Source organism: Psychromonas sp. MB-3u-54, assembly GCF_002836415.1.
Taxonomy (GTDB): Bacteria; Pseudomonadota; Gammaproteobacteria; order Enterobacterales; family Psychromonadaceae; genus Psychromonas.
This window is the reverse complement of record NZ_PJBP01000169.1, coordinates 35,504-50,097: the sequence shown is the minus strand read 5'-3', so window position 1 is coordinate 50,097 and position 14,594 is coordinate 35,504. Positions and strand designations below refer to the sequence as shown.

Annotated in this window: 16 protein-coding genes and 1 pseudogene; 6 read left to right on the top strand and 11 right to left on the bottom strand. The window is 39.5% G+C overall.

The window, feature by feature from the left end:
• Positions 1–18 precede the first annotated feature (18 nt).
• The 4 genes from CXF72_RS13495 to CXF72_RS13475 form a co-directional block, all read right to left on the bottom strand.
• Positions 19–1,278, bottom strand: a complete 1,260-nt coding sequence (locus tag CXF72_RS13495) for a glycosyltransferase (RefSeq protein ID WP_101039567.1) — start codon at positions 1,276–1,278, stop codon at positions 19–21.
• A gap of 446 nt (positions 1,279–1,724) precedes the next feature.
• Positions 1,725–2,915 (bottom strand): cell division protein ZapE, encoded by a 1,191-nt coding sequence (gene zapE / locus CXF72_RS13490; protein ID WP_101039564.1) that lies wholly within the window; start codon positions 2,913–2,915, stop codon positions 1,725–1,727.
• A gap of 948 nt (positions 2,916–3,863) precedes the next feature.
• A complete protein-coding gene (locus tag CXF72_RS13480; protein ID WP_101039560.1) occupies positions 3,864–4,610 on the bottom strand; it encodes an RES family NAD+ phosphorylase in 747 nt (248 codons plus the stop codon).
• 2 nt (positions 4,611–4,612) lie between these two features.
• On the bottom strand, positions 4,613–4,975 hold the full coding sequence (locus CXF72_RS13475) for an MbcA/ParS/Xre antitoxin family protein (protein WP_101039558.1): 363 nt from the start codon (positions 4,973–4,975) through the stop codon (positions 4,613–4,615).
• Between the two features lie 596 nt (positions 4,976–5,571).
• Here CXF72_RS13475 and CXF72_RS19415 point away from each other — a divergent pair.
• The gene (locus CXF72_RS19415; RefSeq protein WP_157823263.1) at positions 5,572–5,952 is read left to right on the top strand and encodes a hypothetical protein; all 381 of its coding nucleotides are present in this window, start codon (positions 5,572–5,574) and stop codon (positions 5,950–5,952) included.
• A gap of 323 nt (positions 5,953–6,275) precedes the next feature.
• Here CXF72_RS19415 and CXF72_RS13460 read toward each other — a convergent pair whose 3' ends face one another.
• Genes CXF72_RS13460 through CXF72_RS13450 form a run of 3 tightly spaced genes read right to left on the bottom strand, consistent with a single transcriptional unit; the run spans position 6,276 to position 7,964 of the window.
• Positions 6,276–6,845 carry a hypothetical protein gene (locus CXF72_RS13460; protein ID WP_101039552.1) on the bottom strand — a complete coding sequence of 190 codons (570 nt, stop codon included), beginning with the start codon at positions 6,843–6,845 and terminating at the stop codon, positions 6,276–6,278.
• Between the two features lie 9 nt (positions 6,846–6,854).
• Positions 6,855–7,553, bottom strand: coding sequence for a HupE/UreJ family protein (locus CXF72_RS13455; protein WP_101039550.1), 699 nt, complete (start codon positions 7,551–7,553; stop codon positions 6,855–6,857).
• Between the two features lie 54 nt (positions 7,554–7,607).
• Positions 7,608–7,964, bottom strand: a complete 357-nt coding sequence (locus CXF72_RS13450; protein ID WP_101039548.1) for a DUF6488 family protein — start codon at positions 7,962–7,964, stop codon at positions 7,608–7,610.
• Positions 7,965–8,982: 1,018 nt separating this feature from the next.
• Here CXF72_RS13450 and CXF72_RS20065 point away from each other — a divergent pair.
• The 3 genes and pseudogenes from CXF72_RS20065 to CXF72_RS20300 all read left to right on the top strand — a co-directional run.
• Positions 8,983–9,111: a hypothetical protein gene (locus CXF72_RS20065; RefSeq protein WP_269801189.1), complete on the top strand. Its 129-nt coding sequence runs from the start codon at positions 8,983–8,985 to the stop codon at positions 9,109–9,111.
• Positions 9,112–9,261: 150 nt separating this feature from the next.
• Positions 9,262–9,447 (top strand): hypothetical protein, encoded by a 186-nt coding sequence (locus CXF72_RS13435; RefSeq protein WP_101039542.1) that lies wholly within the window; start codon positions 9,262–9,264, stop codon positions 9,445–9,447.
• 79 nt (positions 9,448–9,526) lie between these two features.
• Positions 9,527–9,635: pseudogene (locus CXF72_RS20300) on the top strand (IS982 family transposase); the annotation flags it as partial.
• A gap of 24 nt (positions 9,636–9,659) precedes the next feature.
• On the opposite strand, the gene CXF72_RS13430 reads toward CXF72_RS20300, so the two are convergent.
• Together CXF72_RS13430 and CXF72_RS13425 are read right to left on the bottom strand one after the other, a co-directional pair.
• Positions 9,660–10,553 (bottom strand): copper resistance D family protein, encoded by an 894-nt coding sequence (locus tag CXF72_RS13430; RefSeq protein WP_101039540.1) that lies wholly within the window; start codon positions 10,551–10,553, stop codon positions 9,660–9,662.
• 11 nt (positions 10,554–10,564) lie between these two features.
• Positions 10,565–10,963: a copper resistance CopC family protein gene (locus tag CXF72_RS13425; protein WP_101039539.1), complete on the bottom strand. Its 399-nt coding sequence runs from the start codon at positions 10,961–10,963 to the stop codon at positions 10,565–10,567.
• A gap of 739 nt (positions 10,964–11,702) precedes the next feature.
• Here CXF72_RS13425 and CXF72_RS13415 point away from each other — a divergent pair.
• The gene (locus CXF72_RS13415) at positions 11,703–12,104 is read left to right on the top strand and encodes a c-type cytochrome (protein ID WP_101039535.1); all 402 of its coding nucleotides are present in this window, start codon (positions 11,703–11,705) and stop codon (positions 12,102–12,104) included.
• A 289-nt stretch (positions 12,105–12,393) separates the two neighbouring features.
• A complete protein-coding gene (locus CXF72_RS13410) occupies positions 12,394–12,723 on the top strand; it encodes a hypothetical protein (protein ID WP_101039533.1) in 330 nt (109 codons plus the stop codon).
• A gap of 665 nt (positions 12,724–13,388) precedes the next feature.
• Here CXF72_RS13410 and CXF72_RS13405 read toward each other — a convergent pair.
• Both CXF72_RS13405 and CXF72_RS13400 read right to left on the bottom strand, forming a co-directional pair.
• The gene (locus CXF72_RS13405) at positions 13,389–13,739 is read right to left on the bottom strand and encodes a P-II family nitrogen regulator (protein WP_101039531.1); all 351 of its coding nucleotides are present in this window, start codon (positions 13,737–13,739) and stop codon (positions 13,389–13,391) included.
• 402 nt (positions 13,740–14,141) lie between these two features.
• Positions 14,142–14,531 carry a MerR family transcriptional regulator gene (locus CXF72_RS13400; RefSeq protein ID WP_101039529.1) on the bottom strand — a complete coding sequence of 130 codons (390 nt, stop codon included), beginning with the start codon at positions 14,529–14,531 and terminating at the stop codon, positions 14,142–14,144.
• Positions 14,532–14,594 lie beyond the last annotated feature (63 nt).

Below are 14,594 nucleotides of genomic sequence, written 5' to 3'. Positions count from 1 at the left end.
CGGCCCCACTTATTTACATTACTGCTCATCAGCCCCTTCAACAATAACTTTCAGCTGCGTTTTGACGTCAATCCATTGAGACATGTACTGCGTACTTTTATGATGATGATGATTAAGCATGCTACCAATAAAGTTGGCTTGTCTGTGTGAAGTTAACGTATCGGTTAGTTGACTAATACACTGTGACAATGCGCTATTGATACTTTCTTGTTGATACATAAATTTTGCATTTTTAGGGCCTAAATCACTCACCGTTTTCCAAATACTTTCCTCTTGGTACAATTTTACCGCAGCATCTGCAATTGCTTGTGGATCATTCGCTATTGCGCCCGCCCAGGGGCGTTCAGTTTGCATGCTTTCAGCGCCAATATCTGTTGTTACTGACGGGGTTGCACAGTACATCGCTTCGGCTAGTTTTCCCTTCATGCCGGCACCAAAACGTAATGGTGCTAAACACACCTTTGCGCTTTGCATAGCAAGTACTGCATCATCTACCCAACCTTTGACTAAAAACCCTGACTTTTCATCATGTAAGTCGGTCGCCTTCGGCGGCGGATACGCACCATAAATATTCAGTACTACGTTAGGTAACTGTTTACGGATAAGTGGCCATATTTGTTGTTTTAGCCACAACACGGCGTCCCAATTAGGGGCATGCCTAAAATTACCAATAACCATAAAGTCTTGTCGTTGTTGATAATGAGGGTTTACTTGTGTTAATTGCGCTTCATTGAGCATGAATGGGCAATAGTGCAATAATTTGGCATCGACTTTAAACAGTCGCTGTAATAACTCAATCTCGACGTTTGAAATCATTAAGCTGATGTCTGAACGAAATATGGCTGCAACTTCGCGTTTGGCTAAATCGCTCGTTAGTAGGTTTTCGTCGGTGATACTGCGCTTTTCTTTATACGCTTGATGCCGTGCATGGCGTAAACAAAAGAGATCTTCAGTATCTAGAATACGTAATGCTTGCGGACAATGCTCACTGACTCGCCAACCGAATTGCTCTTCCATCATAAAGCGATCAAACATCACCGCATCTGGTGCTAATTTGACAATAAAATCGTTGAAACTGGTGCAATTAAGATTGATATTTTCAACTGCGATATTCAGAGCGTTTAAATCAGCCATGTGCTCCGTTTGTTGTGCGGGGCTGGCAAAAGTAATTTGATAGTGTTGCAGTTGAAAAGAGTTAATTAACTGCATCATACGACTACCTGCTGCAGAAGAGTTAGGCTCTGGCCAAACATAACCAATAATTAGAAGTTTTTTCATGATATATAACCGAAGAATTTAGAGTTGTAGGGTATGGCGTTATTAGTTTAGCGACCATAAAACGGTATTATACCATGGTACAAGTGCCATTCGTGCCAGGTCTTTAATCTTGAATTTCCGTTAACGGTAAGATTATATCCTAACTCGGTTTGTGCCCCTTTGCGACTCAGAAAGCTAAGGCGCAAACGCCCCCATAGCGCATTAGAATAGAGACAAATTATTCTGTATTACAACAAAAAATATTGAAGATATTGTTTTAAGTCGCTTTGAGCAACGTCAGGTGATGTTTCTATATATTGATTTTCACCAAAATTAGGGGAACAAGTTGTCTTGCTTCGATCATCGGGTTAAACCAAACAAGTGACAGGCTTATGAGTAATGGCATGTCACACACGTAAAGGATGGCATCCCCCTAACAACAACTTTTTGCTTCTGAGAAAACTTACTTAGCCCTGACTCATTTCAATCAGGCGACTATACGTGCGGCGAAATTCAAATATCAGTGCGCCTTCTAAATAAAGTTCGGCCAATGGCACATCACAGATTAAATAGGGCCTTACTTTTTGGTCATATAACTCATCAATTAGGCTGATAAAACGCCGGGCCATATCGTCATTAGCCGCATAAGATAATATACGCTCACCGGTGCTGGCAGCCTGGTTGTCACCTATGCCATCTTCGGTGCCACGGGCCTTAATCCATCCCCGTACCTGGCCACCTAATTGCGGTACACCACTTATCATCACAGTATTAAAGCGAGTGGCAATTTCCATGTAGTCGAGTTGCGAACGGGGGCCATCACACAAAGCGTAAAAGTCGAACCACACAATTGAGTTTGGAATATTACTGTCAGTGGCGCAAACCACAGTGATCTCACGGTGGCAGATGTTGATGCTGCTATGGTTGGTTTTTGCCGAGGGAGTGGCTTGCGTTAGTTCAGAAAAAATAGCCGAAAAATCCATTTCCCCGGTCATGCCCACATGCCTGGATAGGGTGATAAACCGGGTTTCATTTTGTTGTGCATCTAGTTGATGTAAACGGTGATCTTGTTTACCGTCCAGATGCAACATTTGCGTATGTTGTTGTAGCAGGGCAATACAGGGTAAAAATTTATGCCGGGCTAAGCCATTTTCATATAAACGCTCGATGGGTATATTCGACGTGGCGACTAACACCACCCCTTGTTTAAACAAAGATGCAAACAAACCTGCCAGTATCATGGCATCGCCAATGTCGGAAACAAAAAACTCATCAAAACACAATATATGGCATTCTTTAGCCAGGTCTTTGGCAATGAGCACCAAGGGATCTTGTTGACCTGCGTGCTCATTGAGGGCGTGATGAATGCGTGCCATAAAATGATGAAAGTGCAGTCTCAGTTTGCCTTCCTGTGGCAAGCAATCATAAAACAAGTCCATTAAAAATGTTTTACCCCGTCCCACGTCACCCCACAGGTAAAGCCCTTTAATGGGCCCAGGTGACGTTGTACTTTGCTGACTTAATTGGCTAAACAGTGCATCCAGAGCCGTTATTGCTTGTAGTTGTGAGGGATCGTCAACAAGCTTGCTACCCAATTGCGCTTGATATACGCCAAGGGGGGAGTTAACTGTCAGTGTACTGCTTGACCCATCAGGCATAGTGAACATTTCCAACCAATAACTAAATTCAGACGCGAACTATAGCTGTTTTTAGCGCCGCAGCCAAATGTGATTTACTGTTGTCGCACGCTGTATAAGTAATCGCCCAAAATAATCACGGAATAAACGTCTGTAAAGCAGGATGCGACTATGCGCAGCCCTGTTTTCTGCAAAACAAGTATCCCCCTGCGGTTGTGTAAATCTGTTATTTTGATAGGTAGTGACTTGATGGGCCCCCAATTAAAAGATCCACATAAACGATAAAATCGGGCATGATTTTAACGTTATGTGGGTAGCATAATGAAAGTAAAACGCTTTTCTGTAGAGCAAATAGTCGCTGCCATTAAACTCAGGCCATTTTTTTGCAATCTGATTAGCCACTTTTGCCAGAGTAAGTGTTTTACCAACACAAACGGGTTTCTTTTCATACTGCCTGGCGGATTTTTTATTTTTTGAGCGTGAAGCACTAAATCAGGTATCGCTTCATTACAGTTTAAGAAAGATTCATCAATGGAGGAAATATACAGTGAAGGGCCAAACCGCCCTATTACTTGCATCATTTTATGGGATAAATCTGCGTATATTTCGTAATTTGAAGAGCAAGCAATCAAACCCTGAGACGTTTTAATAAGCCCTCTGTATAAGACCAATCCACATAAATATCTGACCTATCTTACTTGTTAAAATTAATGCTAGCTTCGTTGTTTTCAATCTCAATAGCCAGCTATTACTCAATTAAACGTCTTGCTATCATTATTTTTTCCTGCGCAATTTTAGACCATTTACTTATGCGGATTGGTCTAATTGATGACTCATCTCAGATAGCTGCTATATAATTATTTTAATAATTAGCCAGAAGGAGGGATTAAAGCAATATTTACAATGAGTTACACTGTGACTTTTTGTAAATCAGTAAATGTAAAGGCACATAACTGTGTCGTTAATAGCTTATAAAAGCTTAGGCAATACACCCTTTATCAGAAACCTGTCGATATCAAATGATATCGGTGTACTTTCATGTGCATTAAAACTGATTTTTTTAGCGGTTGTGTGACAAATCCAGTTAATATTATTTTCTGGTTTCTTTGAAATAATCACCTCTGGCTTGGAAACCGCAATGTTAATACCTTTATTTTCGTTTGCTCTGGCAGAATAAAATCTTAATGCTGTAGCGCCACCTTTCTCTGTTAAATATTTTCCTAACTGTTGTGTGAAAATATAGTTTACGGGGGAAGCAAGTGCGGCGACAATATCCTTTGATTCGACTTTGGTTAAATCAGCCGTTGCTAGCGCATCTATATTTACACTAAATGACATATGCTCTGATTTAATTGGTTTGTTGTATGGTACAGACATATCATCAAGAAAAACAAAGCGATAAAACGCGCATTCCGATAAAGCGGTTTTTACATCTTCACTGGCGTAAAAATAGCTGGGCATGGTTACATCGCCAAACCGAGAACCATGTTTCAGTGGTGGGTATCTAAAAGGTGTGGATATTAGATAATGCAGGCACTCCGCTCCCTTCCGGTGATTGGGCTTAACTTCATCGAGCAGTTCTTCTAATAATGATTGCTCGTCTAAATCATCAACGAGACTTGTTGTTGCTGCATATTCTTGTGTCTCAACGATGCGAGTCACATCAGCATTGAACCGTTGTAACTCACCAATTTCTAACAGTACACGCTCTATCATAGTTAAACTTTACCTCGCATAGCGTCTAAATATTGATTGGTTCTAAATAGACCGTCTATTTTCAAAATAATCGCTGCCGGCACGCCATTTAAAGCCGTGTTGTCCGTCTGAAACCAATGATACATAAACGCTGAATCTCCACCTGCAATGGCATATAATGAACGATAAAGTCTAATAAAGTGAAGCTGAAGCTCCCATGTTTTTGACTCTGGAGAAAACCCACGCTGAGCATGACGATTTAAAGTCGCTCTGTTTACACCCAGTAATTGAGATCTTTCTTTAATACCCAGTTTTAAAGCGTCGCAAGCATTGTTAAAAGCTTTCATTAACACTTCTGACTGGTTAGGTTTAAGTAATGCATTCATAAAAAGATCTCCATTTTTAATATAATTATAATTTAAGCTTAGCATTTAGCGGTGCAAATGCAATAAAACACAATCTAAAGCCGCATTTGCCTCATATTTTTTGCCGTTATATTAACATTAGCGCAAAAAGGCAGGACGCTCATACCCGGTTTTGATACAACCTTGCCTTGCTTGTATCAAAGAAGGTGGCGTTATTAATTGTCGCTCACCAATGCCGCTGTTTACATCATGCGTTAAACATAATCGTAACTTTATAAATAGCTGCCCTGCTTGTGGCCATCTATTCGCCTGGCAAACATTTATCTTCGATGGGTGTAGAAGATGTGGACTATTATAGAGTGACCTTGATAATGAAAATGTGAATATCGCTTCTTAACTTGAGAAAAATATGTGCTTTGAAGTGATTAAACCTTCGAAAAAAACGCAGAAAGTATCCTATATTATTGAAAAAATTTTTGCCATAGTACTGCCCTTTGATATGTTTCCTGACAGGTTTTATACTTTACCTGCTTGCTTTGCAATCAATCATTATATTCGACAGGCTTACTCTGTATTGGAATATCAAAACGAGTATAAATCATAGGCAACGGCTTGTTTTGAAAACCGGTCATCTTAACAACGCTGTTCTCGCCCTGATCCTAAAACTAGAAAACCGCCTGTCTTTTTTTAATCTGGGGAGCAAGATAGAAAGCAGCAGCACCTATAACAACTCCTCCACCAAACGAAATGAATTCATCGAGTCTTATGATTTTATTCGCCCCTCTCGTGTGACAATTTTGTCTTCTTGTGAAGATAAATCTGCAAGATATCACGTAAATCGTAAGCAGCTCGAATCATTTCTAGGCTTCAAAGACAAAGACTTACTTTGTTCAATTCAGTTAAATACCTTACATGCGGCTAATGGATCCGCTATCGCCCGAGAGCAAATATTTAACCTCAAATGCTGTACTAAATCAAATAGCGAGTACAGCCGGTGATAAGCCTCTCCTAAAAGAGGATGGGGCAACCGCGAGTGCTGCACCTAGATATAAAAAACCAGCCAATTGGAATGGGGTTAATCCAGCCAAAAACCACTTACTTGCGGGGGTAGCGGCTCCAAATAGAGCCGCAGAAAGTAAGGCAAAAAAAATCGTGTGCTTATACATGCAGAAGGCTAATCTTATGAGAGAGATCCCCCCAAGCGACCACTAATCCCCAAAAAGCGAGTTAAGATCAACATTTTTCCTGCACGAGTAAAATATTTAATATAACCTTCCTAGATACTTAAATTAGTGCATTACTTTTTCATCAAATAACGCGTTTACTTGATGCCTATAATTTTATAGTTCCCTTCAATTTCCAGTGCTATCGTAATAGGCGAACTCCCGTTGTTCTTCCAATACCAGCCATGTGCGCCATCAAAGGGAGCTGTCAGTGAACCTTTGATAGCATCGGTGGTACTTACCGTATAGCTTTCAAAATAACCGGTCGTATCACCTTTGGGTTCACCGTGAAAATCAAAAAAGAGTTTTCCACCTGACGATTTCCAGGAATAACGAATGGCATTACCTTTCAGCAGACTGAGCTTATATTCCAAGCCCGCTCCAGCGGGGACCGTAATTTCAGTATTATGCTCTTGAAATTCAGCCGCCTGCCCTGACATTGTCTGTTTAATGGGATTAACCGACGCCGCATTTGCCAACTTGGTTAACCCCAAAGCGGCCCCTATACCCGTCGGGTCAATATCATATTCGGCAGGTAATATTGCTACCATTAATATGAGCGCCCCAAAAAGTCCGGCAAAGGCACTTACTTTTACTAACGTTTGAGTTGATTGCACGGAGTGCTGTGGCTCATGCTGAGCACTTCCTTTCTGTTCTAGTTGAGACATATATTCACCTTAAACCGTTGTAAAAAAACCTGTGAGTTGAAAGCCAACCAGCATCACCCCGCTACTCATAAGCAGCGCGTTCGTTGCCGTTGAAAAACGTAAGAAACTGGGATACTTTCGCCAAAAACTGAGTGCTAAGAGAACTAAGATCAAGGCTGAAAATTGGCCTAGTTCAACACCGACGTTAAAGGCAATAAGGTTTTCTATTAAGCCAGCCTGTGGAATGTCGAACTCCTGTATTTTGGTCGCTAAACCAAATCCATGAAACAAGCCAAAAATCATCACCGCCGCTTTAGTATTAGGCTGAAAGCCAAATATCCGTTTAAAACCGCCCAGATTATCAAAGCCTTTATAGATGATAGAGAATCCAATAATTGCATCGATCAAATAGGGATTTACCGACATATTATACAAGACACCGAACATCAGCGTTAAACTATGACCAATAGTAAAGAGTGTCACATAGACCATGACGTCTTTTGCTCTATAGAGGAAAAAGATAACCCCTACGAGAAACAGTAAATGATCGTAACCGGTCACCATGTGCTTAGCGCCAATATACATATATGGGATGATCGAAACGCCCTCATTCACCAGTAAAAACTGTTTGGTACTCTCGTCTACACCGTGGGCAAAAAGCGTTGCCGAAAAGCTGCAAGCAAAGAGCAGCAAGAGGAGGCGAATTGGTGATATTGACTTAAACAGCATAGCGGTTAGTTTCCTTATCGTCTTTAATGGTGATAGCTAAAGAAAATGTCAGTGCTATAATTTTTCAAATTTCCCATTAAAATTTACTCCCATATAAGTGCCTTTACTATTCAATAGGATATAGAGTGTTTTTTTCTCAACAGTATTTGTAAAAGCAACGATATAGTATCTTAATGATTTTTCCTGAATTTTTTTATCAGTTACCTCTTTCCAGCTTTCGTTCAATGCTTGACCTTCCACTAGTTCAGACTTATTAACAATGGTGGATAAATCCTGAAACGCTTTTGATATTATTTGTTCATTGCTAGGGGCGGTTGAAGGGCCGTGGCTATGACCTGCACTGCTGTAGGCGGCAGTCGATAGAAACATGGTGATCGTAATAACAACGGTTGTAATAATACTTTTAAACATGGTATAAGTTTCCTCGTAAATCTTATCGTTAGTATTTATATCAACACGAATGTGTTGTATTCATAATTTAGCGAAGGGAGTATGTCCTAATAAAAACCGAGCGTCGATAGGTTTTTATTAGGGCATGTAGAAAGCGAACAGCATGTTTATAATGTGATTAAGGCCTCAATGGTATTGTGAAGGGGAGCTGATCCACAAACAGTGAGAGCAAAAAAGGAAATTAAACCCCATAGAATAGAGTGCCTGGGTAAAGAATTGCCAGGTGCTTGTTCTAATAGAGAGTGAACACGTTGCTCGAGATCAGAATCTAAGAATTGACATAGCGATTCTTCGTCGCAGGCAGAACCCATGAGCTGTTTCACTCGGACAATCGTTTCCGCAACGATAATATTACTTTGGGCCGAGTTGGCAACTTGCTGATCTGCCGGTTGCTCCAATGAAAGGCAGATATAAACCTCAAAGCCCACTTATAGAACCCATCTCTATACTGTGCATGCACCTCTTCATGAAGACATACTATATGTAATTGTTGGGAGGAAATATTTTTGGCAAGCCCTGTTGATAGTACCGAGATAGGTTTAAAAATGACTAACGAAAATGCCAACAGCAATTCAGTTTCAATCAGCCTAGCGTTCGACGCCAATAGGGAATGTGAAGTAGCATTAATACGCCTAAGTAGTTTGTTAGAACGCCACCATTGCACGACGGCAGATAGGAACGCCCATAAAAAAACATAATATAATGCCAATGATAGCTAATTCGCCTAGGTTCACCATATGAGGTTGTAATATAACCTCAACGATTCGTTGGTGTTGTCTCGGTCGTTTGTTTACCAGAGCTTAATAACACCACATAAAAAATAAACTAATGATGATTTCGTTATGGCAAGGCTTTCAGAAGTTACTGAAGAAGAGATAATTAGTGCAGGCCTAGAAATTGAACAATTAGGCAAGGCTGTAAACCCGGGTTCAATAAGAACCAAGCTGGGTGACCGAGGTGGTATCCAAGGATCCGGACTGTGTGGAATAAATATAAAAAAGGATCTGCCTCTAATGGCGAAGACGAACATGAAATAGTATTACCGACTGAGATTGAAGATTATTTAGATCGACTTAGTAAACAAGTCATCACTCACTTAACTCAATAACTAAATCAAGTTATGACATTGCCCAGCAGCTAGCTGAAAAAAGGGTTTCTTCAACAATTGATGAATATAAATACAGAATTTGAATAATTCGAACAAGATGCAAGTGATTCGATTAAAAATCGTGAAAGTAAAATCGATAAATTACAAGAAATGAATGCTATTCAAGAGCAACAGCTCAATGACTTAAAAACTGAAGACATAAAGGTTCAAGCTAAACTAGAATTTTCAAAAGTACAGATTAATAAATTAGAAAAGAAAAAAGAAGAGCTCGATAGCTTGCAACGAGAGCACGCAAAACTGCAAGGTAAATATAAAATTCTGTCACAAACAGGATAATAAATAGCCTAACTATTTTAAATTCGTAAAAGTTAAATTTTTCATCCTTTAGAATAGGAAGACATAGCGCGAAGGTCAGCTAACAGGTCGATTAAGTCGCAAGATATTAGCGCATGTATTGGGCATGCTTGCCAATATCTTACTTAAAAAATAAGCCACTGCAACTCGAACATGTAATTTGTATTTAAAGTTGCGCATGGCGTTAAGCTAAGCTATTCGGGCCCTAAAATCGATGATAACACAGCGGTAATAGTTAAAATCACCACTGCAATTAGCATTTCATTCTTTATTGATTTTTGTAGTTTTTTGATACCTGCTTGTTGTTGTATTTCTTCTACAAGTCGGAATTTATGGTAAGCGGCAATTAACAAAATACTACCGACAAAAATCAGTTTTAGGAGCATGGCCAGACCATAGGTTGTGGTCAATAACGCCAGTGGATTTTCTAAAAATAAATATAACAAACCTATGCCACAAGCGATTAAAATGCCCACCATAAACATCGCAATTTTACCAAATAAGCACATCAACTTATACAGCGCAGGTGGCTGCAATAATTTGCAACTAAGCCATAAAGGGTATAGTGCACCTACCCACCAAGACACAGTGATAATATGAAAAGCCAGCAACCACTTTGCGGCGCCACCTATAACGGCACTATGGCCTATAAAGGTAAATGAATATGCAAAGCTAACAATAGCCGCCACATATAAAAATGTGAAAGTTGCATCTTTGAAGCTAAAGGTTCCGTATTTTGCATTAAGATTGTCCCACAATAATGCAAAGCCTAAAACGGTAAAGGCGAGCAAACGCCATAAAACAGAATCACCCACCGCACTTTGCCAAAGAAAGCTTATCAATCCAGCATCAAACATACCTGATAAGCCAGTTTCAGAAAAGGCACCAACCTGAATGAAAAAGTTTATGATGACTGCGGCAAAACCTAACACACTACTTATCACAATATAATTAAGAAGTGACTTTTTATTAACGGGGGTATTTATTAAAGCAGCAATAAAAGGGCCGCCAATCGCGGCGGCTATCCCAATATACATCAACCACTTGGATATTATATTACTATAATCCCAAAGAGTAATTTCCATCATAGACACTCTAACTAAGTCTCATTGTCTGCGTCTGAAATAGCAGGTATTTTTGCCATACCAGCGTCCTTAACCGTGAAGGGAATGTTTCCTTGCAGTTTATGAGCATCTTTCCCCATCGCCAACCACTTAACCTTATAAGTGCCCGTCTCAAGTACAGGCAATGCGATACTAAATGCAGCTTTAAAGTCGTTACTTGGTTTAGCGTTAAGTTTAATTGAATTTCCAGATTGATCTATTAATTGCAATCTGACCAATTTAACTTGTGTAGTAAATTCAAGGGTCAAGTCTTCAGGAGGCTGAATTAACATAGCGCCATTTTCTGGTGTTGAGTGTTTCAGCCCTGAATGAGCGCTCACTAAATTACTGACTACAACCAAACTTAATATGGCTATCATTTTAAATATTTTCATTTTTATCTCATTACTCTTTTAGTTAAAAACAAGTTGATCATTCTAGAACCCACTGTGTTTGTGTATTTCTTGCCCCTGGCATAGCAGCACTGTTGCCCAAATTTTTCCAGCCGTTAATCCCCAATGCTCAGGTAAAGACCTCACTGAAAAAGAATGAATCATATTAAAGGCATGACTGTAACATAATAAAACACACTATTAATCTTTCGCGCTTTATGTTGGCTGTTTATGCTTTATTTATGACTATATTAACAACATTTTAAATAAATCCTCTGCATATGGAGATAGACAATGGCAATAACGGGAACGACTACTAAAAGTAGTTAAGACCCTAGCACCGAAAAGTCCTGTGCTGAAATATATTGACATAGGCGCCCTTTTTTCACTCCTCAAACGGTTCCCAATCGCTAGTGGCACATTTTGAAAGCCCCTCATAGCAATTTTCGTCATGAAAATTGCTATGAGGTTTTCTCCCTATTCTATGTGCACTTGACTGCACTTCTTCTTTTTTAAATAGCTTTAATGTGCAAAATTCTTGAGCAGTACGGTCTTTTTTGGGTATGATATGATTGACTTTAACTTGGAGAGTTATGCACAAGGCATGAGCCTCTGAAGAATCGGCTGTGCTAAATTGACAGACATTAATAAACGAGGGCGCAGGCGTCTGCCGTTCAACAAATTTAATTAACGAAAGATTCGCTTTGACTGACATTCAATAATCAAAAAATAGGGAAAAATCATGAACAAAGTTATTTTATTCGCGCTTATTTCCACCTTGAGTGCTTCACCGGTATGGGCTGAGCATTTTAAGGGGCATGTTGACGTCAAAGTAGGGGAATTGTCACCGCGTGCGGCGGCAGGACAGCAGATTTTTAATGAAAGCTGCGGTGCCTGCCACGGCATCGACGGTCAAGGAACACACTCTGGGCCACCGTTGATTCATCAGACTTATAACTCTGGTCATCATGGTAATGGCGCTTTTTCCAGAGCGGTAACCAAGGGTGTTCAGCAACATCATTGGCCATACGGAAATATGCCAGCACAACCTGAGATTGGATTCTCAGATATGCCTCGAATTGTATCTTTCATCAGAGAGGTTCAGAAGCAAAATGGCATCGTAAAGAAAGTGCACAATATGTAATTGGGGTCACAGCGTTAGAAACCGCGCTGTCACCTGCCTTGAATCACTGCTCAGCCAGGCGGCTATTTTTGGCAGTCAGCCGCTCTGCCGGGTGGTAACCGGGTGAAAATCAACGCTGGATTTCCGGTGACATTGAACTGTTGGCCTAACTGATACTACTTGGCAATCGGATTATCACACGCCTTGGATTCTACCGGGTGGCCAAGCTCTGCATCGGTCATCCCCTTTTGAGGTTAAATATAATGACAGACCTGATCAATACGAAATTGAAGTCAACCTTATGATACCCATGGGAACCATTATTACCGCCTGCATGATCGTAGGTTTAATCGTCGCAGCACCACCGCTGGCAAAAGCATGCCCTCGGCCCATTCGCTATACCATTGGGGTTATTCTGCTTGCAGCGGGGTTGTGGAATATATTCTGGTACGCGAGCCAGCACTTCAGAGAATTTTGGGGGATTGCGGCGTTCTGTTCCGGTGTGTTAATGGTACTGACTGCGAGCTATATCCTGAAAGCAAACTGGCTACCGGTATTTTTACGTCAGGCAAAACCCGTTGTGCTGTTGATGCTGCTAGGTTTTGCAGCGCTCTACGCAATAACGATTTATCGCCTGTAACCTGTTTTTTCGATACCAATCAAAGCCTGCATTTATAACGACTAATCAGGATGAAGTACCATCGATAAATGACAAGAAATGAATGCTCTTCAGGAGCAACAGAATAATGACTTAAAAACTGAAAACATAAAGATTTAAACGGAACTAGCGTTTTCAAAAGAATACATTGTTAAATTAGAAAAAAAGAAGAGTTCGATAGCTTGCAACGAGAGCACGCAAAACTGCAAGGTAAATATGAAATTCTGTCACAAGCAGAATAATAAATACCCTAAACTATTTTAATTTTTTCAAGGTTATTTGTCATCTACTAGAATGGAGATACATTATGAGATAACTGGCCTTGAGAGCAATCTTTACATTTTCTAATAAGGTCTGTTGCCTCTGTTCAATAAAAAATTGGCAAAGATCGTCGCCATCGCGGTAAGTTTCAATTAATTTTTCCGTGCTCGTTCCGACTTGTGCTAATCTTTTTTGGTTGATAGATCAGATTTTGTAACAAGCAATCAGTACCCTTCTTATTGAATATTCTTATCCAAAACTGAGGTTAATAATAACTTAACAGAATAGAGATAAGTTTTATTAACCATCCCTTTATAAACAATTTCGCCTATATGTAGAATACTGCCGCAGGAAAATAGAATTGTTAATAAAATAACTTTGTGTATTTAGTTATTCTCTGGTTCGATTATTTTAAATTCATCTTCTTGAACAGCATGTTTAGTGTGTATCCAAAACAATTCATCGACAGAAGTGATACTCACTAAACCTTCGTCTTCTGTATTGGTATATGCCGCATTAATAATTATCTTGGCTACTTTAGCGGCGTATTTATCACTGGTGTAAATGTCCATTTGAATATGAGGAGAAAGTTTATTTTTATTGTAGGTATCAACATAAGCGCCTCGCCCCTCTGTTTTATGAATGGTGTATCCTATTATTGAGTGCTTACGCAGAGTATCCTCTACATTACTCAGTCTTAATTCATCAAAAATTGCTGTTACTTTTTTTAATGACATTAGTTATCCTCTCAATTTTTAAAGTACAGGGATATATTTTACACGTTGCTGAAATGGTTATAGTGACGCGGCCAACTAAATTAACACACTCTACTTAAGCTACTTTTTTCAAATGCCGTTCATCATTTAAAAATCATTTGGACTACAATATTCCAAGAAATAGTGAAGTCGATCACCGTTGTACTACATGGTTATGTCATTCAATATATCTTGTTGTGCATCGTAGCTGTTCCAGTACACTCTTTTTTCTTGCTTCAGGGGGAAAAAAGCTTTCTGCTACTACGTTATCCCAACAACAGCTTTTTTACTCATACTCCCAATGAGCTCGTAAGTATTAAAATTTGAGGGGATATTTGAGGCCGTAACCTTAAATAAAAGAATCAATCAAATTTCACCTCGCCCTTAATTTGCAAATTCATCAATAATTGGACAGTTTGGCTTGTCATTTCCACAACATTTTAGGGTGATGTTTTTTAAACTCTTTAGTAGTGCTTGTTCCCTCTTTATTTTTATTTGTAATTCTTCAATTTTTTGAGACAGAAGTGCTTTGACATCGGCACTTCTTCTTCCACTATTTTCAGCTAATGCTAATAATTTTTTACTTTCTTTTAAACTAAAACCTGCGTCTTTGGTTTTTTTTATAAAATGCAGTCGTTTGATTAAAGCACTTGGATAATAGCGGTAATCATTTTCACCACGAGGAGGTGGATAGGTTAAACCTATCTGTTCGTAATAACGGATAGATTTTACAGATAAACCCGTTTCTTTGGCTGCTTGGCTGATAGTTAGCATGACTGGGCTCCTTTATATTGTTGTTTTTTAACTATCGATTTTTTAGATCGTTAACGAAACACA